Annotated in this window: 17 protein-coding genes and 1 pseudogene; 15 read left to right on the plus strand and 3 right to left on the minus strand. The window is 69.4% G+C overall.

All coding sequences use genetic code 11. The features are described 5' to 3' along the window. The first annotated feature begins 52 nt into the window (after positions 1–52). The 11 genes from ACIA5D_RS47660 to ACIA5D_RS47710 all read left to right on the plus strand — a co-directional run bounded on the left by ACIA5D_RS47660 (position 53) and on the right by ACIA5D_RS47710 (position 12,253). On the plus strand, positions 53–1,054 hold the full coding sequence (locus ACIA5D_RS47660) for an ABC transporter permease (RefSeq protein WP_396037342.1): 1,002 nt from the start codon (positions 53–55) through the stop codon (positions 1,052–1,054). A gap of 54 nt (positions 1,055–1,108) precedes the next feature. Continuing rightward, entirely contained in the window at positions 1,109–2,221 is a 1,113-nt protein-coding gene (locus ACIA5D_RS47665) for a substrate-binding domain-containing protein (protein WP_396037343.1), read from the plus strand. Between the two features lie 9 nt (positions 2,222–2,230). Continuing rightward, a complete protein-coding gene (locus tag ACIA5D_RS47670) occupies positions 2,231–4,726 on the plus strand; it encodes an ATP-binding cassette domain-containing protein (RefSeq protein ID WP_396037344.1) in 2,496 nt (831 codons plus the stop codon). 5 nt (positions 4,727–4,731) lie between these two features. Then, entirely contained in the window at positions 4,732–5,802 is a 1,071-nt protein-coding gene (locus ACIA5D_RS47675) for a 2,3-butanediol dehydrogenase (protein WP_396037345.1), read from the plus strand. A 15-nt stretch (positions 5,803–5,817) separates the two neighbouring features. Next, complete coding sequence (locus tag ACIA5D_RS47680; RefSeq protein ID WP_396037346.1) at positions 5,818–6,348, plus strand: VOC family protein; 531 nt, start codon at positions 5,818–5,820, stop codon at positions 6,346–6,348. 5 nt (positions 6,349–6,353) lie between these two features. Further along, positions 6,354–7,700 (plus strand): M24 family metallopeptidase, encoded by a 1,347-nt coding sequence (locus tag ACIA5D_RS47685; RefSeq protein ID WP_396037347.1) that lies wholly within the window; start codon positions 6,354–6,356, stop codon positions 7,698–7,700. After that, positions 7,697–8,761, plus strand: a complete 1,065-nt coding sequence (locus ACIA5D_RS47690) for a thiamine pyrophosphate-dependent dehydrogenase E1 component subunit alpha (protein WP_396037348.1) — start codon at positions 7,697–7,699, stop codon at positions 8,759–8,761. The genes ACIA5D_RS47685 and ACIA5D_RS47690 overlap by 4 nt, the downstream gene beginning before the upstream one ends. Further along, a complete protein-coding gene (locus ACIA5D_RS47695) occupies positions 8,749–9,726 on the plus strand; it encodes an alpha-ketoacid dehydrogenase subunit beta (protein WP_396037349.1) in 978 nt (325 codons plus the stop codon). The genes ACIA5D_RS47690 and ACIA5D_RS47695 overlap by 13 nt, the downstream gene beginning before the upstream one ends. Beyond that, positions 9,723–10,292 (plus strand): hypothetical protein, encoded by a 570-nt coding sequence (locus tag ACIA5D_RS47700; RefSeq protein WP_396037350.1) that lies wholly within the window; start codon positions 9,723–9,725, stop codon positions 10,290–10,292. Before ACIA5D_RS47695 ends, ACIA5D_RS47700 begins: the two co-directional genes overlap by 4 nt. Further along, positions 10,274–11,479, plus strand: a complete 1,206-nt coding sequence (gene eboE, locus ACIA5D_RS47705) for a metabolite traffic protein EboE (protein ID WP_396037351.1) — start codon at positions 10,274–10,276, stop codon at positions 11,477–11,479. Before ACIA5D_RS47700 ends, eboE begins: the two co-directional genes overlap by 19 nt. A gap of 132 nt (positions 11,480–11,611) precedes the next feature. Beyond that, entirely contained in the window at positions 11,612–12,253 is a 642-nt protein-coding gene (locus ACIA5D_RS47710; RefSeq protein ID WP_396037352.1) for a pullulanase-associated domain-containing protein, read from the plus strand. Between the two features lie 51 nt (positions 12,254–12,304). On the opposite strand, the gene ACIA5D_RS47715 is transcribed toward ACIA5D_RS47710, so the two are convergent. From ACIA5D_RS47715 to ACIA5D_RS47725, 3 genes and pseudogenes are all read right to left on the minus strand, one after another. Beyond that, positions 12,305–13,348: a hypothetical protein gene (locus ACIA5D_RS47715; RefSeq protein ID WP_396037353.1), complete on the minus strand. Its 1,044-nt coding sequence runs from the start codon at positions 13,346–13,348 to the stop codon at positions 12,305–12,307. Between the two features lie 141 nt (positions 13,349–13,489). Beyond that, a pseudogene (locus tag ACIA5D_RS47720) lies at positions 13,490–13,912 on the minus strand (LysR family transcriptional regulator substrate-binding protein); the annotation flags it as partial. Between the two features lie 576 nt (positions 13,913–14,488). After that, positions 14,489–15,532: a LacI family DNA-binding transcriptional regulator gene (locus tag ACIA5D_RS47725; protein WP_396037354.1), complete on the minus strand. Its 1,044-nt coding sequence runs from the start codon at positions 15,530–15,532 to the stop codon at positions 14,489–14,491. A gap of 214 nt (positions 15,533–15,746) precedes the next feature. Between ACIA5D_RS47725 and ACIA5D_RS47730 the strand changes: the two genes are divergently transcribed. The 4 genes from ACIA5D_RS47730 to ACIA5D_RS47745 are packed head-to-tail and all read left to right on the plus strand — an operon-like array spanning position 15,747 to position 20,782. Beyond that, positions 15,747–17,270 (plus strand): ABC transporter substrate-binding protein, encoded by a 1,524-nt coding sequence (locus ACIA5D_RS47730; protein WP_396037355.1) that lies wholly within the window; start codon positions 15,747–15,749, stop codon positions 17,268–17,270. Between the two features lie 14 nt (positions 17,271–17,284). Next, the gene (locus tag ACIA5D_RS47735; RefSeq protein ID WP_396037356.1) at positions 17,285–18,226 is read left to right on the plus strand and encodes an ABC transporter permease; all 942 of its coding nucleotides are present in this window, start codon (positions 17,285–17,287) and stop codon (positions 18,224–18,226) included. After that, a complete protein-coding gene (locus tag ACIA5D_RS47740; RefSeq protein WP_396037357.1) occupies positions 18,223–19,971 on the plus strand; it encodes a dipeptide/oligopeptide/nickel ABC transporter permease/ATP-binding protein in 1,749 nt (582 codons plus the stop codon). Before ACIA5D_RS47735 ends, ACIA5D_RS47740 begins: the two co-directional genes overlap by 4 nt. Position 19,972: 1 nt before the next feature. Next, positions 19,973–20,782 carry an ABC transporter ATP-binding protein gene (locus tag ACIA5D_RS47745; protein WP_396037358.1) on the plus strand — a complete coding sequence of 270 codons (810 nt, stop codon included), beginning with the start codon at positions 19,973–19,975 and terminating at the stop codon, positions 20,780–20,782. The last annotated feature ends 7 nt before the right edge of the window (positions 20,783–20,789 follow it).

Consider the following 20,789-nt stretch of genomic DNA (forward strand, 5'->3'; position numbering starts at 1 on the left):
GGCACGTCTTTGTAAAGTCAGGCGCAACGCGGAGTGGGATCGAGGAGATCACATGACCAGTCCTTCCGGCGCCACGGCGAACACCCGCCGCACCGTGTCCCGCGGCCTGATCACCGTCCTCGTCGCCCTGATCGCCCTGGCCGTACTGGGCTGGGCGACTGCCCGCAGCAGCATGAGTCACGGCGCCCTGCTGGGTATGTTGCCGTTCGCGTCGGTGCTGGCCATCGCCGCGCTCGGGCAGACCCTTGTCGTGATGCAGGGCGGCATCGACCTCTCGATCGCCGGCACCATTTCGCTGACGGTCGTGATCATCACGCACGAGGCGTACGGGAACGACGGCAAGGTCCTCCCGGCGGCGGCGCTTGCCCTGGCCGCCGCGATCGTGGCCGGGCTCCTCAATGGACTGCTGATCGGGCGCCTCGGGCTCAACGCGATCGTCGCCACGCTGGGCACCAATGCGCTGCTCTACGCGGCCGTCCTCGCGGTCTCCGGCGGCACGCCGCGGCAGACCACGAACCTGATGGCCAAGGTGGCCGGCGGGAGCGCGCTCGGCGTCCCGAACGCCGTGTATTTCGCGGTCGTGGCCACCGTGGTCACCACTGTTCTGGTCAAGAAGACCGTGGCCGGGCGCCGCTTCGAGGCCGTGGGAGCCAATGCGCTCGCCGGCTGGGCGGCCGGACTGAAGGTGGACCGTTTCCGTGGCGGCGCCTACGTGGGCGCGACGGTGCTCTACTGGCTGGCCGGCTTCCTGCTGGCCGGGATCGTCAACAAGCCCACCGCGTACGAAGGCGACAGTTATGTTCTCGCCTCGGTGGCCGCCGTCGTCCTCGGCGGCACCTCACTGCTCGGCGGTCGCGGCAGCCTGGTGGCGAGCGCGCTGGCCGGGCTGTTCCTGACTCAACTGCAGCAGTACGTGTTGGCGCTCGGCGAGACCTACGCGGTGCAGACCCTTGTCCAGGCCGTGGCGCTCGCGCTCGGCGTCGCGCTCTACACCATCAACTGGAATCGCCTGCGATCGCCGCAGCGTACCCGGGCTCTTCCGGCGTCGGCCTAGGCCGCGCTCCCCACTCTGACATCTCCACGTCGTCTGCAAGGAGGACGCTTCGCCATGTCCACATTCCCCTCCGGGCTCCGGCTGGCCGCCGTCGCCGGTGCGCTCGTCCTGCTGGCTTCCGGATGCAGCAACGCCAACTCCAACAAGAACTCGGCCGACGCCGCCGGCGCCCCCGTGCCCGGGGGGCCGAGCTGGTGCGGATCGAAGAAGATCAGCCTCGGGCTCACCGACGGCTTCGGCGGCAACAGCTGGCGGTTGGTCACCACCGCGTCGGCCAAGGCTGAGGTGGCCAAGTGCAAGAGCGTGACGAGCTTCAGCTACGCCGACGGCCAGGGCAACGTGCAGAAGGCCATCTCCGACATCCAGGGCATGGTCGCCAAGGGCATCAACGCTCTGGTGGTCTTTCCCGACGCCGGCAACGCGGTGCTGCCCGCGCTGCGCAGCGCCTACAAGGCGAACGCGGTCACTGTCCCGTACCGGGTGGATCCGGGCGGCAAACCTGGCGTCGACTACACCACCTGGATCGGCGCCGACTTCGCCAACGACGGCAAGAACTGGGGCAACTGGATCGCCAAGAACCTGCCCAGCGGCGGCAACGTGCTCTTCCTGTCCGGCCCGGCCGGCAACAGCCAGGGCCTCACCGAGCTCAAAGCCTTGCACGAGGTCCTCGACCCGAGCGGCAAGTACACGTTCATCGGGCAGCAGCCGTTCGAGGTCACCAACTGGGACCCCTCGCTGACCCAGCAGGTCCTGTCGGCCGCCATCGCCAAGTACCCGAAGATCGACGTGATCGTCTCCGACTTCGGGCCGTCGTTGGTCGGCGCGCTGCCCGAGTTCGAGAAGAGCGGCCGATCGATCCCGGCTCTGGTCACCTCCGACGGCAACGTCCTCTCCTGCTTCTGGGAGGACCACAAGGCCAAGAACCCGGACTTCAAGCTGTTCACGGTGGCCACCGGCAACGACAACGCCCGGCTGGCCGTCGACTGGGCCGTGGCCAAAGCAACCGGCGGCACCCCGCCGGCCGACACGCAGTTCGAGGCGCCGGCTTTCGAGGACTCGGTCAGCGGCCAGCCGAACCCGGTCAAGTGCGATCGCAGCCTGCCCGGCGACGTCTACCTCTCCGCCGAGCTGCCCGGAGCGCAACAGGCCGCGCTGTTCAACAAGTAAGGACCGACGGTGAACGAGCAGACCACAGTGACGGTGGCGCCGGCGACGATGGCCCTCACCGGAATCAGCAAGAACTACGACGGGGTGGCGGCGCTGACCGGCGTCGACCTGACCGTCCGATCCGGTGAGGTGCACGCCCTGCTCGGCGAGAACGGCGCGGGGAAATCCACCCTCATGGGCGTGGCGTCCGGCGCGGTCGTGCCGGACGCCGGCTCGATCACCATCGGCGACCAAACCTACGACCACCTCACCCCGGCGCAGGCCGCGGAGTTGCGGATCGCCATCGTGCACCAGCACCCGGCACTGATGCCGGACATGACGGTGGGGGAGAACATCCGCGTTGCGGTGCCCGCCGAAGTGCTGCGCCGCGACGGCGACTCCGAGGCCGCGATGCGGGCCATGCTGGCCGACGTCGGGTGCGCCGCGCACCTCGACGACCGGGTCGAGTCGCTCGGCATCGCCCAGAAACACCTGCTCGAACTGGCCAAGGCGCTCGTCGTCGAACCGTCGCTGCTGATCCTGGACGAACCGACCGCGCCGCTCGGGCCCGAGTCGGTCGACCTACTTTTCGATCGGGTCCGGACGGCCGCCGCGGGCGGCACCGCGGTCGTCTACATCACCCACCGGCTCGCCGAGGTACGCGCGCTCGCCGACCGGGTCACCGTGCTGCGCGACGGCACGGTCCGCGGCGGCGGGGAGACGGCCGGCATCTCCGACGACGAACTGCTCGCCCTGATCGTCGGCCGCAAGCTCGAGTCCACCTTCCCGGTCAAGGCCGGCGCCGACGAGCACGAACCGGTCCTGGTCGTCGACGGCCTGTCCGGCCGCGAGTTTCACGACGTCTCCTTCACCGCCCGGCGCGGGGAGATCATCGGGATCTCCGGCATCGTCGGCAACGGGCAGAGCGCGCTGCTGCGGGCGCTGGCCGGGCTCGACTCGTTCACCGGGACGGTCCAGATCGGCGCCTCGGCGTACGGCTCGAAACGGCTGCGCCACCGGAGCGGCTACCTGCCCGCCGACCGGCACCGCGAGGGCCTGATGATGTCGCTGTCGGTACGGGAGAACGCCGCCCTGTCGGCGTTGCGGCTGTTCACCCGCGGGCCGCTGCTGGACGCGCGGGCCGAAGCCGGCGCCGTGGCCGGCCAGCTGCGCTCGCTGGCCGTGAAGACGCCCTCGCAGCAGACCATGATCTCCGCGCTGTCCGGCGGCAACCAGCAGAAGGTCGTGCTGGCCCGGGCACTGCTGTCAGCCCCGGCGATCCTGGTGGCCGACGAGCCGACGCAGGGCGTCGACGTGGGCGCCCGCTCCGAGATCTACCGCATCCTGCGCGAGATCGCAGCGGAAGGCGTACCGGTGGTCATCGCATCCTCCGACGCCAAGGAGCTGGAAGGGCTCTGCGACCGGGTCGTCGTGATGTCCCGAGGCGCGATGGTCCAGACGGTCGAGGGCGACGCGATCACCGAGCAGGCGCTGATCAACGCGGCCGTCCGGGCCACCGGGCACCGCCGCGAGGAGGGCGCCGCCCGCGGCGGCTCGACGCCGCTGCGCCGATTCCTGCTCGGCGACTACGCGCCGGTCATCATCCTGGCCCTGGTCATGCTCGGCCTCGGCGCGTACGTCTACAGCACCAACGACCGCTACCTGTCCGCCTTCAACATCACCTCGGTGATGACCTCGTGCGCCGCACTCGGCTTCATCGCACTCGGCCAGACCGTCGCGCTCCTGGTCGGCGGCATCGACCTATCGGTCGGACCCCTCGCCGGCTTCATGGTCGTGGTGGGCTCGTTCTTCCTCAACGACGGCAAGTCCGGGCCCGTGATGATCCTCGGACTGCTGCTCATGCTGCTGACCGGGGTCGGCACCGGCGCCGTCAACGGCACCCTCATCCGGTACGCGCGGTTCACTCCCGTCGCCGCCACCCTGGCCACATACATCGCTCTGCAAGGACTCAGCTTCCTGCTGCGCGACTCGCCCGGCGGCAACATCGGCACCACCGTCACCGGCGTCGTCACCGAACAGGTCGGGCCGGTCCCGCTGAGCTTCGTGATTCTGGTGGTCGCGACATTTGCCCTCGAGTGGGTGCTGCGCCGCACCCCGGCCGGTATGCGGCTGCGTGCGGTCGGCTCCGACGAGGAATCGGCGCGGCGGGTGGCGGTCAAGGTCACCGGAACGGTCATCGGTGCGTACGTGTGCTGCTCGGTTCTGGTTTTTGTCGGTGCGCTCGTGCTGCTTGCCCAGCTCGGCATCGGCGATCCGGCGCAGGGCGTCGGCTACACGCTCAGCAGCATCACCGCGGTCATCCTGGGCGGCACCAGCCTGCTCGGCGGGCGCGGCACGTTCATCGGCACGCTGCTCGGCGCCGGCCTGATCGTCCAGGTGCTCAACGCCACGGTGTTCCTCGAGCTGAACCAGACCTGGCAGTACTTCTTCCAGGGCGCGTTGGTCGTGGTGGCGGCCGTCGTCTACAGCCGCGTCCGCGGCGCCGACCCCCTCTCGAAAGGCTGAAGACCGTGCTGGCAGCTCGCTTCCACGACAAGGGCGATATCCGCCTGGAGAACGTCGGCGTTCCGGCGCCCAAGGCGCCCGACGAGGTGCTTGTCGAGGTCGCCTGGTGCGGCATCTGCGGCACCGACCTGCACGAATACCTGGTCGGCCCGATCGTCACCCCGGTAAACCCGCACCCGCTCACCGGAGCCACCCTGCCGCAGACGCTCGGCCACGAGTTCTCCGCCCGGATCGTCGAGGCCGGCCCCGAGGTGACCGGCGTCGCCGTCGGCGACCGGGTCGCGGTGATGCCGGCCATCGTCTGCGGGCGATGCGCATACTGCCGGCGGGGGCTCGGCCATCTCTGCGTACGGTTCGCCTGCACCGGATTGAGCGCCGAGACCGGCGGGCTCGCGCAATACGCCGTCCTCAAGGACTACCAGGTCGCCAAGCTCCCCGACGAGGTTTCCGACATCGAGGGCGCTGTCGTCGAGCCGGCCAGCGTGGCCGCGTACGGCGTCGACCGCGCCGGCGTTCATGGTGGCGACGTCGTCCTGGTCACCGGGGCCGGCCCGATCGGCGTCCTGTCCGCCCTCTACGCCAACGCCGTCGGCGCGGGCACCGTGGTCATCGCCGAGCCCAACCCCAACCGGGCGGTGCTAGCCCGCGCCCTGGACGTCGGCCCCGTGCTCGACCCGTCCGACGAAAGCTTCGCCGACGCCATCGCGAACCTGACCGACGGCCTCGGCGTCGACGTCGTGGCCGAATGCTCCGGCTCGACCCCCGGCCTGGCTACCGCCCTGACCAGCGTCCGCCGGCGCGGCGCGATTGTGCAGACCGGGCTGCACACTCGGCCGGCCACATTCGACGCGATGACCCTGTCGGCGAAGGACGTCACGCTGGTCGGCAGCTGGTGCTACCTGATCACCGACTGGCCCCGCATCATCCGCCTGATCGCCTCCGGCAAGTACCCGGTCGCTCGGGCCGTCACCGCCCGCATCCCGTTGCCGGACGTAGTCACCAAAGGTTTCGACGTCCTCGTCGACCCGCGCGGCGACCAGCTCAAGGTCCTGTCCTCACCGACTCTGACCGCCTGAGGGGAACCCTGCGCCATGAAACTCGCCGCCATCCACCACGCTGGCCTCGTCGTCCACGACCTGGACCGCTCGATCTACTTCTATCACGACATCCTCGGCATGCCGTTCGCCAACGAACCCACGCCCCGGTTCGAGGGCCCCGACCTGTCCCGCGGTGTCGGCGTGCCGGACGCCAAGCTGCGCCAGGTGAGCCTGTACGTCGGCGAGCACTCCACGATGGAGCTCATCGAGTACGCCAACCGGCCGGTCACGAGCACGAAGCCCGTCCCCAACAACCACCTCGGCGCCGCGCACATCTGCTTCAAGGTGCACGACATCCAGGCCGCAAAGGCCGAGCTGGAGGGCAAGGGCGTGACGTTCTACTCGGACGTCAACGTGGTCGACGACGGACCGCTCGCCGGTTGGCGCTGGTGCTACTTCAGCGATCCGGACGGTCTCGCGCTGGAACTCGTCGAGGTCGCCTACTACCGAAAGCATGAGCGCGACGCCAACGCGGCCGAGTACCTGCGCGCCCGCCCCGCCCTGAGCCTGCTGACCGAGGAGTGACGACGATGGTTTCCGCGACATACGGAACGACCGGGGTGGACTGGGAGAACCGGCTGGACGTCGGACGGTTGCGCCGGGAGCGCCTGCAGAAGCTCAAGGCCGAGCTCGACCGGTCCGAGCTGGGCGCGCTGCTCACCTTCGACTTCCACAACATCCGGTACATGACCTCGACGCACATCGGCACCTGGGCGATGGACAAGCTGATCCGTTTCGCGCTGCTGCCGCGCGGCGGCGACCCGGTGCTCTGGGACTTCGGCTCGGCCGCCCGTCACCACCAGCTGTACAGCCCCTGGCTGGACGAGCCGCACGCGGCGGCCGGCCGCGGCGAGCACTACGGCGCCCGTGCCGGCATCTCCACCCTGCGCGGCGCTATCCCCACCGGGGCGGGCCGGGCCGAGGACGTGGCGGCCAAGATCGCGCAGGTGATGGCCGATTTCGGCCTGGCGGGGCAGCCGATCGGCGTCGACATGATCGAGCTACCGGTGCTGGAAGCGTTGCAGCGCCTCGGCTTCCCGGTGGTCGACGGCCAGCAGCAGTTCCTGGAGGCCCGGCGGGTCAAGACCCGCGACGAGGTCGGTCTGCTCACCCAGGCGGTGTCGATGGTGGACGCCGCGTACGAGGATCTGTACGCGTTCCTGCGCCCCGGCGTGCGCGAGAACGAATGCGTCGGGCTGGTCAGCAAGACCCTCTTCGACCTGGGCTCGGAGCACGTCGAGGGGGTCAACGCGATCTCCGGCGAACGCTGCTCGCCGCACCCGCACATGTTCTCCGACCGCATGATCCGCCCCGGCGACCCGGCCTTCTTCGACATCCTGCACAGCTACCAGGGCTACCGGACCTGCTACTACCGGACGTTCGCGGTGGGCAGCGCCTCGCCCGGCATGCGCGGAGCGTACAAAATCTGCCGCGAGCTCATCGACAATGCGATCAGCCTGGTCAAACCGGGGGCGACGACCGCCGACATCGTGCAGGTATGGCCGGACGCGACCGACTTCGGATTCGGTGACGAGGAGGCGGCCTTCGGCCTGCAGTATGGCCACGGCGTCGGCCTGAGCATCTGGGAGCGCCCGATCTTCAGCCGGCTTACCTCGATCGACAACCCGGAGACGCTCGAACCGGGTCAGGTGTTCGCGCTTGAGACCTACTGGCCGGCGGCCGACGGGTGGGGCGCGGCCCGGATCGAGGAGGAGATCCTGGTGACCGAGTCCGGCTGTGAGGTGCTCACCAAGTTCCCGGCCGAGGAGTTGCTGATCGCCGGGCAGCGGTACTACACGACCGGCGGGGAGCTTCCACCCGTACGGGAAAGTCAGTCGCATCTGAACTCCCGCCCGGCCGCCGGGGGCGTGGCATGAGGCATCCCCTCGCCGAACACGACTACGGCGCTCACCAGGCAGTGCTGCCCCCGGACGACCCGACCCGCCACGATCGGGACGCCGTTCCGCTGCCGGTCCGGCTCGACATCTACCGCAAGATGCAGCAGATGCGCCTGTTCGAGAAGCGGGCGTACGACCTGTTCATGCGCCAGCTGGTCAAGGGCACGAGCCACCTCTCGCTGGGCATGGAGGCGGTCGCCGCCGGCTTCGGCGTGGCGATGCGGCCGGGCGACCTCACCTTCGCCACCTATCGCGGGCACGCGCACACGCTGGCCCGGGGCGTGCCGATGACGCCGGTGCTGGCCGAGCTCCTCGGCCGCGCCAACGGCCTGATGGGCGGCAAGGGCGGATCCATGCATTTGACCAGCGTCGAACACGGCGTCCTCGGGTCGTACGCGATCATCGGCGCCCATCTGACCATCGCCAACGGCGCTGCCTGGTCGGCCCAGTACCGCGAGTCGGGACAGGTCACCGTTTGCTTCTTCGGTGACGGGACGACCAACATCGGCGCGTTCCATGAGGCGCTCAACTTCGCCGCGGTGTTTCGGCTGCCGATCGTCTTCGTCTGCGAGAACAACCTGTACATGGAGTACACCGCGATCGCCGACATCACCGCTGTGCCCCGCCCGGCCGCGGACCGCGCACCCGCCTACGGCCTGGATCCGATCGCCATCGACGGGAACGACGCCGACGCGGTCTACCTGGCCGCCACTACGGCGATCCAGCGCGCCCGGGCCGGCGGCGGCCCGTCCCTGATCGAAGCCGTGACCTACCGCCACGGCGGCCACTCGCGCGCCGATCCCGGCAAATACCGGCCGGCCGGCGAGATCGAGGCCTGGCTGAATTACGACCCGATCACCGTGTACCGCGGCCGGCTGCAACGACTCGGCGTCGACCATGCGTCGGTGGACCAGATCGACGAGGAAGCCGCGGCCGAGGTCGAGCGGGCCACCGAGGAGGCCATCGCCGGTGACCTGCCCTCACCGGCCGTGGCGACGACGGAGTTGTGGGCGGACGGAGGATCGTCATGGCGCAACTGACCTATCGCAGCGCGGTCGCCCGGGGCATCGCCCAGGAGATGCGCCGCGACGAACGCGTCGTGCTGATCGGCGAGGACGTCGCCGGCGCGGGCGGCGTTTTCAAGACGACGGAAGGACTGCTCGGCGAGTTCGGTCCGCGCCGGGTGATCGACACACCCATCTCCGAGCAGGCCATCATCGGCGCGGCCATGGGCGCCGCGATGACCGGCCTGCGCCCGATCGCCGAAATCATGTTCGCCGACTTCTTCGCGGTCTGCTGGGACATCGTGGCCAACCAGATCGCCAAGACCCGGTACATGACCAACGGGCAAGTCTCCGTTCCCCTGGTCATCAAGAGCGGCAACGGCGGCAGCCTGCGCTTCGGAGCCCAGCACTCGCAGGCGGTGGAGAACTGGGCGATGGCCGTGCCCGGCCTCAAGGTGGTCACCCCGGCCACGCCCCGCGACGTCGTCGGACTGATGGCGGCCGCCGTGCGCAGCGACGACCCGGTGCTGTTCTTCGAGCACAAGGGCCTGTACGCGATGAAGGGCGAGGTGCCCGACGGCGAGATCGTGGACGAGCTGGGCACGGCCGTGGTGCGCCGAGCCGGCACCGACGCCACGATCCTGGCCCTCGGGTTGACCGTTGGCCGTGCGTTCGATGCCGCCGCTCAACTCGCGGCGACCGGGATCGAGGCCGAGGTGATCGACGTACGCTCCCTGGTCCCGCTGGACATCCGGACCATCCTGGCGTCGCTGAACAAGACCGGCCGGCTGTTCACCGTCGAGGAGAACCCCCGGCTGCTCGGCTGGGGCGCCGAAATCGCGTCGATCGTCGCAGAAGAAGGCTTCTGGGACCTCGACGGCCCCGTGCAGCGCATCACGACACCGCACATCCCGCTGCCGGCGGCCGACTCCCTAGAGGACCTCGTCATACCGTCCGCCGACTTGGTGGCCGCCACCGTGACCAAGGCCCTGCGAGCATGAGTGTCGCCGAGGCCCGGCGACGGCACTCGTTGTCGCCACGCGCCCGGCGGCGCGTCGGCGAGACCGGCCCACTGCCGCCACCGGCGTCGTTCGTGGTCGCCGAGACGGAGGTTGATCTCACCGGGCTGGACGGGGACGTCCTGCCCTACGTCGCCAAAGCGGCAGTGGAGGCAATGCCAGCCGGTCCCGTGCACCTAGCGGCCGGCCCGGACGCCGCGGTGATCCGCCACGCGGACGAGCTCAGCCTGGCCGGCCTGCGCCGGCGACTGAACGAGCCCAGCACCGACCCGCAGGCAGGGGGCGCCAACGTCACGCTGGCGGTGTCCCGCCTGATCGCCGAGACCCTGCCGCCGGAGCCAGGGCAGGCCGGCACCCTCGTGATCGGCGCCGCCGTGGAACGCCCCGCGATCGTCCGAACCGGTGACGGCGATCCGGCCATCGCCATCCGCTCGCTCGCGCGACTGACGTTCGCATACCACGGCGAGCTGCTTGGCCGCGATGACGCCGCACGGTTCCTGACCGCCGTGAAACGACGCCTGGAGGCGCCATGGACCTCGGCCGGCTAGGCCACCTCGCCTACTCCACGCTCGTCCACCCCGGCGACACCTGGGACGAGATGCGCGCCAGCCTCGAGACGTACGCCCCGAAGGTGAAGCAACGCGTGTCGCCGACCGAACCGTACGGCGTCTCGCTGCGGCTGTCCGGCGCGTCCGCCCGGACCCTCGCCGGTGACCCCGCGGAACGCGCACGGCTGCGGATCTGGCTCGCCGAGCACGACATGTACGTCTTCACCGTCAACGCCTTTCCCTACGGCCCGTTCAAAGGCCGGAAAGTCATGGAGCAGGTGTACGAGCCGGACTGGTCCACCGAGGAACGCGTCATCTACACGAACCAGGTCGCGAACATTCTCGCCGATATCACGCCGGACTCGGTCGCGCCGTCGATCCAGACCGCGCCGCTGGCCTTCCGTGCCAACGTGCGCTCCGCGGACGACGTCGCGCGGATCACCGGCAACGTGCTGCGCGCCGTGGCCCACCTCATCGACCTCGAACGACGCACCGGCCGGCGAGTCAAACTGGCGCTCGAACCGGAACCGTTCTGCCTGCTGGAAACGACGAAGGAGACCCTCGACTACTTCCGCCGGCACATCTGGTCACCCGAGGGCATCCGCACGCTGTGCGCACTCACCGGCCTCCCCGCCAGCGAAACAGCCGGCCTGGTGCGCCGACACCTCGGCTTGGTCTTCGACATCGGCCACCAGTCAGTGGAGTTCGAGGACATCGCGGCGTCGCTGGAATCGCTGCGCGACGCCGGGCTGCCTGTGTTCAAGCTGCAGGCCGCCGCGGCGCTGCGCGTGCCCGAGGTCACCGAGGACGCGGTCGCCGCGTTGGCTGCTTTCACCGACACGATCTATCTGAGCCAGACCACCGAGGCACGCGACGGCCAGCTGACCAAAATGCTGACGCTGACCGACGCGATCGACGCGTGGCGGAAGGACCCGACCGGCGCCCGCGAATGGCGCACGCACTTCCACGTACCAATCTTCCTCGACGAGCTGGGCAGCTTCCGTACCACCAGATCCGGAATCGAGGCGGCGCTGGCCCTGCACGCCGACGTGCCACTGTCCGATCATCTTGAGATCGAGACCTACACCTGGGACGTCCTGCCGACCCAGCTCAAGACCGGAGACATAACCGACTACGTCGTCCGCGAATGGACCTGGCTACGCGAGTGCCTGGAGCGGCGAAGCTGAACTGGGCCAGTCTCAACTGAGAAAACCGCGCCGACTGCGGCGCCTTCAGAAAGTGCGTTCGATCACCTTGACCCGTTCGGATGTCGCCAGCGCGGCGCGCAGCCTGTCTGCGGCTAGCGGCGCGCGACTCGGGTGCCAGCCCCGGCGCTGACCATCGAGGCCTCGGCAGAGGGCGGCAACGTCCGCGGCCGGGTCGAGGTGCGCGCGGTTGCCGACCCGGAGCGGGCCAGCCACGTGGTCCGCTTCGAGCGCAGCATCGCGGGCGGCACGTGGACCACCATCGGCCGTGACGACTCGTCCCCCGCGTACACCGCCTTCGACGACCTGTCGGCGCTCGGCCTCGCCACCGGCACCGAGATCCGCTACCGGGCGGTGCTGGCCTACCCGCGGGTGGTGAGCGAGGTGCGCACGGTCCGCTACGCGGGCCCGCCGGTGACCACGGCGACGGTGCACTACCATCGCTCGGCCGGCGACTACACCGGCTGGGGCCTGCGCCTGTGGGGCGACGGCATCGACCCGGCTACCCTGGCGCAGGTCGCCTGGGACAAGCCGTTGCCGCCGGCGCGCATCGAGAACGGCTGGGCCACCTTCGAGATACCGCTCACCGACGACACGAAACCAGTCAACTTCATCGTCCACCAGCCGAGCGGCGACAGCGTCCCGGAAACGCGTGAGCCCAGCGGCGATCGGGCCTTCACCCCCATCGACAACCCACAGATCTGGCTGAAACAGGGCGACCCCACCGTCTACACCACCCAGCCCCCAACCGTCTGACGTGCACCGCGGCTGGGTGCCGACGACCGGTGCCCAGCCGCCGGCGCCTGATCAGGGCGAACCCCTCCAGATCAGGCACAAGTAGACGCCGTACCAGGCGGATACCGAGCCGAGCAGCAGCAACACCACGACGATGCGGGATGGCCGGGCGGCCGCCAATCCGTACGCCACCGGCAACAGCAGCGGAAACGCGGGCAGCAGGTGCCGGGCCTTGACGTGGTAGAACCCCGTGTAGCCGACGACCGCCACAATCATCACCACGGTGTAGACCACCAGCGGCCAGGCGGTGCGGTCGATCACGAGCAGCACCAGCAGCGCGAGGGCCACGACCAGCACCATCGTGGTGACATAGAAGCCGAACTGCCGCGGATTGCTCAGGGTGTAGATCAGGTTGGTCAGCGTGTACCGGCCGAAGTCGTACGACACCTGCCACCCGGATTTCTGTACATACAGGTAGCCGTCGGCGCGGCCGACCCGATGAGCCACCCAGGCCACGTAGCCGAGCCAGCCCAGCGGAGCCAGCATGCCGGCCAGCCACGGCCGCCAGCCGTCACGACGGCGGCACACCGCGATCAGCGCCGCCAAGCCCACCGCGGCGACCAACGCCACCGCGGTAGAGCGCGTCAGCCCCGCCACCAGGCACAACACTCCGGCGGTCAGCCATCGACGGCGCAGCAACGCCCACAGCGACCAGGCCGCCAGCGCGGTGAAGAGGGTCTCGGTGTACGCCATCGACTGCACCACCGCGTGTGGCACCACCGCCCACAACGCGGCCAGCATCACTCCGGTACGTCGATCCCGCAGGCATGCCCCGACCGCATATAGACCCCAGGCGGCGGCCAGCCCAGCCGCCCAGGCGACGAAAATCGCGGCGGGCAGCGCACCGCCGGGCAGCACGCGGTCGAACAAGGCGATGAGCCCCGGATAGAGCGGAAAGAAGGCGAAGTCGTTGTCGAAAACCCCGTATGGGGGGTGCGCCAGGCCGGCCGGGTAACCCAGCGTGGCGATGTGCACGTAATGCAGCCCGTCCCAGGCGCCGAGAAGGCTGCCGAGATCCCGGCCACGCCTGGCGGCGGCGAACCAGAGCACGAGCACCGCGCCCCATCGCAGTCCCGCATACAGAGCAAGCGCCGGCCACGCAGCGCGTAGACCGGACCCAGGCGATGGAGTCGGAGGCGGCTCTCCCACCGCCTCATCGTGGCACGACTCACGTGCCGTACCGTCGCCGAGCCGCGGTCACGATAGCGGCTCGACCGATACCGTCCCGACCTCCAAGCGCACCTCGATGCGGTGCGTCGCGCGGGCGGCTACGAACGCGCCCGCGGCCGGCGTCAGCGGCGCGGATCGCGCCAGCAGCGCCACATGCAGCCAGGCAAGATGATCGATCCGTGCAACCCGCAATGCCGCCTGCCGGGCCAACGGAGCCCAACCGCCCGGCAGGACCGCGAGACCGACGCCCTGCGCCTCCAACGGCAGGATCGAGGTCAGGTGCGCCACCTCGGCAACGATCCGCAACATCGTGCCCGCGCCCAGCGCGTCGTCCACGATCTGCCGCATGAGGCTACCCGCCGGTGACACGATCAGCGGGGCGCCGACCAGTGCGGACAGCGGCACGGGATTCTGCGTGGAGAACTCCAAGCCGGCCGAACCGACCAGAACGAATCCCTGGGTCTCGAGCGGGCCGGGCGCGGGCTGGCGACCGGCATCGCCGGCGGACTGTTGAGCTCACCGCTCGCCCTGATCGACGTCTTCGCAGCCGCGGACGGGCAGGCCGGCAGCTGCTGCGGCTGACCAGCGTGTCCGTCCAGGAGCCGCCGGTGGCCACCGCGGGTGGCCGCCGGCGAATCGGGCCGGGCTGGCGGATCGTCGCGGTCTTCGCGATCACGCAGACCATCGGGTACGGCTGCCTCTACTGCTCCCTTCGCCGTCCTGCTGCACCCCATCGCCGCCGACCTGCGCGCCTCGCCCGTGGCGGTTACTGGCGCGTTCACCACCGCCGTGCTTGCCTGGGCCGTGACACACACGGATCAGCGCTGGCCGCCTCTACACCACGCGGCGCCCGTCCGCGCGTACATCGACGAGCTGATGCCCGACATCGTCAACGGCGCCGTCGAGCCCGGCAAGGCCTTCGACCGCACGGTCAGCCTCGAGCAGACCCCGGACGCCTACCGCGCCCTGGACGAGCGCGAGGCACTCAAGATTCTCGTCGCCCCTGACCCGCGCCCACCGCTGCTTTCACCCGAGTCGGGTGGTGCCGGCCCGCACCCCGCTGGTCCGGCGGGTCACCAGGTGCGGGGACACGACGAATTGCCGGGGCTCGGCGCGGCCTTCGACGCGTTCGAGCAGCAGACGGATGCTTTCCGCACCCGTGCCGTGACCGGACTGGTCGACGGTGGTCAGGGAGACCCGGTTGATCGTGGAGGTGTAGATGTTGTCGTAGCCGGCTACCGACACGTCCTCCGGCACCCGCAACCCGCGTTCCTCGGCGGCACGCAGCACGCCGAACGCGGCGATGTCGGCCCCGGCGAAGATCGCGGTCGGTGGGCGGGCCCGATCGAAGGCCTGCCGGGCGGCCTGATGGCCGCCCTCCTCCGACAGCCAGGTCTCGATGACGTCCGGTCGCAGGCCGTGGCCGCGCATCGCCTGTTCGTACCCCTGGCGCCGGGCCGTGTGCGATAACACGAACGTGTCCTCGAACGCGGCCCGCGGCATGCTGGTGTGCGCGATCTGCCGGTGCCCGGCCGCGACGAGATGGTCGACCATCAGCTGGGCGCCCAGCCGTTCGTCGTCGACGACGGTGTCGAAGTTGCGGGGAGTGCCGTGCAGGGCGACAGCTACCACCGGGAGGGCTTGCGCGATCTTTTCGATCCACGGGACTTCGATCCAGGGCGCGATCAGCACCAGCCCGTCGACATGGCGGTCGAGCAGGGCCTCGATACGGCTCTTCTGGCGCTCGGGGGTCGCGCCGGCGGTGACGAGGATGTCCTGGTACGGCGTGTCTTCGAGCGCGTCGCTGATGCCCTTGGCCACCTCGGTCTGGAACGGCGAGGTGAGCTCGACGAGAACTACGCCGACGGTGTACGTGCGGCCGCGCATCGCCCGTGCGCCGGTGTGCGGGCGGTAGCCGAGCCGGTCGATCGCGGCGGTTACCCGGGTGCGCATCTGCGGGCTGACTCCGTATGCGCCGCGCAGCACCTTCGAGACGGCGGAGACTGAGACGCCGGCGGCGGCGGCGACGTCCTGGATGGTGGTGCGCTCGGTTCCCGCGGAGTCTGCCACGTCGCGGAGCGTACTGACAATTCGGGCGTTGTGCAACGTTCTACGAGATCCGCCGCGATAGTTGGCTCGTTTCAAAATAGTTACCCCTGGGTTTCAGCAGGACTATTGACGGGCTGTGACGCGCATCCCTACAGTGCCGCGTAGAACGTTGTACAAAAATTCCTCCCCTCGAAGCCTGAGTGCCCCGTCTGCGGCACCCTCGAAGGAGTTCCTCATGCGACGCAGTAAGTCAGCACTCGTCGTCTCGGCGGTGGCGCTCGCCGCGCTGCTGGCCGGGTGCACCGGAGAAGCGGCGCCGGGTGCCGAGTCGTCCGCCGGCGCCACCAAGAACACGCTCACGCTCGCCATGTCGGCCGACATCACCGGCTGGGACCCCTCGAACCAGCCGGGATATCAGGGCTGGGGACCTGAAGCCATCTGGGACACCCTGATCAAGTGCGATGCCTTCGGCAAGCCGGAGGCCGACATCGCCGACAAGTGGACGGTCAGCGCGGACAGCAAGTCGTTCACCGCGCACCTCCGCGAGGGCCAGAAGTTCTCCGACGGCACGCCAGTCGACTCGGCCGCCGTAGCGGCGTCGTTCCAGTACGTCACCTCGCACGGCGGGTCCCAGGGCGACTACAAGGGCCTCAAGACCGACGCTCCGGACGCGCAGAACATCACCCTCACCTGGCCCGAGCCGCAGCCGATGATCATCCAGCGGGTCTGCAACCCGAAGGTCACCACCAAGGCGCTGCTCGACTCCGGCAAGGTCAACGACAAGCCGATCGGCTCCGGTCCGTACGTCCTGGACGACGCCGCCACCACCCGCGGCTCGGTCTACACGTTCACCAAGAACGAGAGCCACTGGAACACGGCCGCTTACCCGTACAAGAAACTGGTTTTGAAGGTCATCGAGAGCGAGACGGCGGCCGTCAGCGCCCTGAAGACCAAGCAGGTCGACGGCTCGCTGATCACGGCGGCCAGCTACAACGAGGTCAAGGCCTCCGGCCTGGACGTGCTGGCGATGCAGGGCACCACGACCCGCCTGCTGCTCACCGACCACCTCGGCAAGAAGATCCCGGCCCTGGGCAACCTCAAGGTGCGCCAGGCGATCAACATGGTCTTCGACCGCGACGCCATGGTGAAGAACCTCTACCAGGGTCACGGCAAGCCGTCGTACCAGATCTTCCGGCCCGGCAGCGACGCGTACATCGACGGGATGCAGGACCCGTATCCCTTCGACGTCGCCAAGGCCAAGGCACTGATGACCGAGGCGGGCTACGCGAACGGCTTCAACCTCGAACTGCCGACCATGGCCGGTCAAAATCACGAGACCCTCATGCCGTACGTGACGCAGCAGCTCGGACTGCTCGGCATCAAGGTCAAGCAGGTGCCGCTCTCCGGTGCGAACGCGATCGGTGACCTGCTCAGCGGCACCTACCCGGTGGTCCTGTGGCAGCTCGGCAACTTCGGCCAGTCGCTGCTCGACATCGACATCGTGGTGCGCTCGACCGGCTACTGGAACCTCGAGCACCAGCCCGACGCCACGATCGACGGCCTCTGGAAGAAGATCCTCACCGGCGACGAGGCCACCCGAAAGACGGCGCAGCAGGACATCAACAAGTACGTCGTCGAGCAGGCCTGGTTCGCGCCGATGGTCAACCCCGACGGGTTCTACGCGCACAGCCCGGACGTGAAGATCGACCACATCTCGGACGTCGAGGCGCTGACTCCGAAGCTGCGCGACTTCAAGTAGCCGGGAGACTTGCGATGACGCTCACGCTGCTGAAGAACCTCGCGCGCTCGCTGGCCGTGCTGCTGGTGGTCACGTTCGCCACGTTCACGCTGATGTTCGGCAACGGGGAGGGCATCGCCCGGGCGGTGCTGGGCCTGAACGCCCGGCCGGAGGACGTCCAGCGTGAGGTCGTCACTCTCGGTCTCGACCAGCCGCTGCTGGTGCAGTACTGGCATTGGCTGCGCGACGCGATCACCGGCAACCTCGGCGAGTCGTTCTACACCGGTCAGTCCGTGACCGACGCGCTCTCGTCGAGGGTGCCGGTCACTCTCGCCATCGTGATCATCACCCTGCTCCTGACGATCCTGCTCAGCGTCCTGCTCGGCGTCACGGCCGCGGTCAAGGGCGGCTGGGTCGACCGTCTCCTGCAGTTCCTGACCGTGCTGGGCACCGCGATCCCGTCGTTCATCATCGCCATCGTCCTGGTCTTCACCTTCGCCATCGCCTGGCGGGTGCTGCCGGCCACCGGCTACGTCACGCCCGAGATCAGCGTCTCGGGCTGGGCGAAGTCGGTGACCCTGCCGGTGCTGGCGCTGCTGGTCGGGGCGGTGGCCAGCGCGGCCGCGCAGTTCCGCACCGCGGTGCTCGACACGCTGGGCCGCGACTACATCCGGACGTTGCGGGCCCGCGGGATCAGCGAACGGCACGTGATCTTCCGGCACGTGCTGCGCAACTCCGCCGGTCCCGGCCTGACCGTGCTCAGCCTGACCACGCTAGGACTGCTGGGCGGGGCCGTGTTCATCGAGCAGGTGTTCGCGCTGCCCGGCATGGGCCAGCTGGCCAACCAGTCGGCCCAGGTGAACGACGTGCCGATGGTGATGGGCACCGTGCTCGTGACGATCGTGATCGTCCTGGTCGTGAACTTCCTCGGCGATCTGGCCACCACTGTGCTGAACCCGAAGGCGAGGATCCGATGACCGTCAGCCCGGCAACCGACGTGGCACGGCGCCGCGTGCTCCGGCAACTCCTGCGCAACCCGCAGGGCGCCGTGTGCCTGGCCTTTCTCGCCCTGGTCGTGCTGGTCGCGGTGACCAGCCCGTGGCTGGCGCCGTACTCGCCGACCGAAACCGACCTCGACGCCACCAACGCCGCCCCGTTCAGTGCCGGGCATCTGCTCGGCGGCGACAGCGCCGGCCGCGACATCCTGTCGCGGCTCATGTGGGGCTCGCGGCAGACCGTGCTCGCCTGCGCCATCATCCTGGTGATCTCGCTGGCCGTCGGTGTCACCAGCGGCTTGGTGGCCGGCTTCTATCGTGGGCGGTTCGAGGCCGCGGCGGGCTTCGTCTCCGACGTGGTCATGTCGTTGCCCGGCATCGTTCTGCTGATCGCCCTGTACGCCCTGACCGGGCCGAACATTCCGGCCGCGATGGCGGTATTCGGGCTGCTCATCGCCCCTTCCTACTACCGGCTTGTCCGCAACGTCGTCCTTGGCGTGCGCAACGAGCTCTACGTCGACGCGGCCCGCGTGGCCGGCCTGTCCGACCTGCGGATCGTCGGCCGGCACGTGCTCTGGGCCGTCCGGGCGCCGGTCATCATCCAGAGTTCGTTCGTGCTGGCCGCGGGCATCGGCATCGAGGCCGGCGTCTCGTTCCTCGGCCTCGGTGACCCGGCCGGGGCGTCGTGGGGCATCGTGCTGCAGAACTCGTTCAACGGCATCTACAACAATCGGTGGGCCGTGGTCTGGCCGGCTCTGCTGATCAGCCTCACCATCCTGGCCCTGGTGCTGCTCGGCAACGCGCTCAGCGACGTCCTGCAGTCCTCGGCCCGCAGCAAGACACTGTCGCCACGGGCCCGGCGCGCCGCGGTGACGGCGGCGCGGCAGGCGGAGCCGGAGGAGGATTCAATCCTCGTCGGAAGCTCGGACGATGTCGTGCTTTCGGTTCGGGGCCTGCGGGTCGCCTATCCGATGGCCGGCGGCGAGATCCGGGAGGTCGTGCACGGCGCCGACCTGGATGTGCGGCGCGGTGAGATCCACGGTCTGGTGGGGGAGTCCGGCTCCGGCAAGTCTCAAATTGCCTTCGCCGCCCTGGGCATCCTTCCGCGCGAGGCGCTGGTCCTGGACGGCAGCGTCCTGCTCGACGGAGATGACCTGCTGGCCGACGACGCGAAGATGCGGGCGGCCCGCGGGCGCCGCATCGCGTACGTCCCGCAGGAGCCCATGTCCAACCTCGACCCCTCCTTCACCATCGGCAAACAGCTGACGTACGGGCTGAGGGCGGTGACCACTCTCGACGCGAAACAGGCCCGGGAGCGGATCACCGAACTGCTGATCCGGGTCGGTATAACCGATCCCGAGCGGGTGATGGGCCTGTACCCGCACGAGATCTCCGGCGGCATGGCCCAGCGGGTGCTGATCTGCGGCGCGGTCGCCGCTGACCCGGACGTCATCGTCGCCGACGAGCCCACCACCGCCCTGGACGTCACCGTCCAGGCCGAGGTCCTCGAACTGCTGCGCGAGCTGAGCCAGGAGCGGGGTCTGGCCATGATCCTGGTGACCCACAACCTCGGTGTTGTCGCGGATCTGTGCGACACCGTGAGCGTGATGAAGGAAGGAAACATCGTCGAGCGGGCCGACGTCGACGCCATCTTCGAGTCCCCGCAACAGGCGTACACCCAGGAACTGCTCTCGTCCTCGCGCAGCGTCGAGCTGATGGAGATCTGACATGACCGACGAACCGCTGCTGCGCGTCCGCGACCTGGTCGTCCGCTTCACCGGCCGGCGGCGGGCCTCGACCACCGTCATCCACGGCGTCTCCTTCGACCTCGCCGCCGGAGAGACCCTGAGCTTGGTCGGCGAGTCCGGCTCGGGCAAGACCACCATCGGGCGGGCCATCCTGGGCCTGGCCCCGGTCAGCGGAGGCACGGTCGAGTTCCGCGGCGAGACCATCAGCAACGTCTCCCGGGCCCGGCGGCGCGAGCTCGCCCGCGACGTGCAGGTCGTCTTCCAGGACCCGTACTCGTCGCTCAACCCGTCCATGACGGTCGGCGACATCCTCGTCGAGCCGCTCGCCACGGCCGGCGTCGAGGGGGGCCGCGCCCGGGTGAAAGAGCTTTTGGACGCGGTCGGCCTGCCCGCCGATGCCGCGAACCGGTACCCGCGGGAGTTCTCCGGCGGGCAGCGCCAGCGGGTGGCCATCGCCCGCGCGTTGGCCCTGGACCCGGCGGTGATCGTCTGTGACGAGCCGACGAGCGCGCTCGACGTGACGACACAGGCGCGGGTGCTGCGCCTGTTCCGCGACATCCAGAAGGCGACCGGGGTGGCTTACCTGTTCATCAGCCACGACCTCGGCGTCGTCAACGAGATCAGCGACCGCATCGCCGTCCTGTATCGCGGCGAGATCGTCGAACTCGGTGAGGCGAGCCAGGTCGCGACCGCCCCGCGGCACGACTACACCCGCCGGTTGCAGATGGCGGCGCCGGTCGCCGACCCGCGCAAGCAGCGCGAGCGGCGCCGGCTTCGCCTGGCTCTCTGACCCTCTC

The organism is Actinoplanes sp. NPDC051513, from assembly GCF_044454685.1.
In the GTDB taxonomy this organism is placed as follows: domain Bacteria; phylum Actinomycetota; class Actinomycetes; order Mycobacteriales; family Micromonosporaceae; genus Actinoplanes.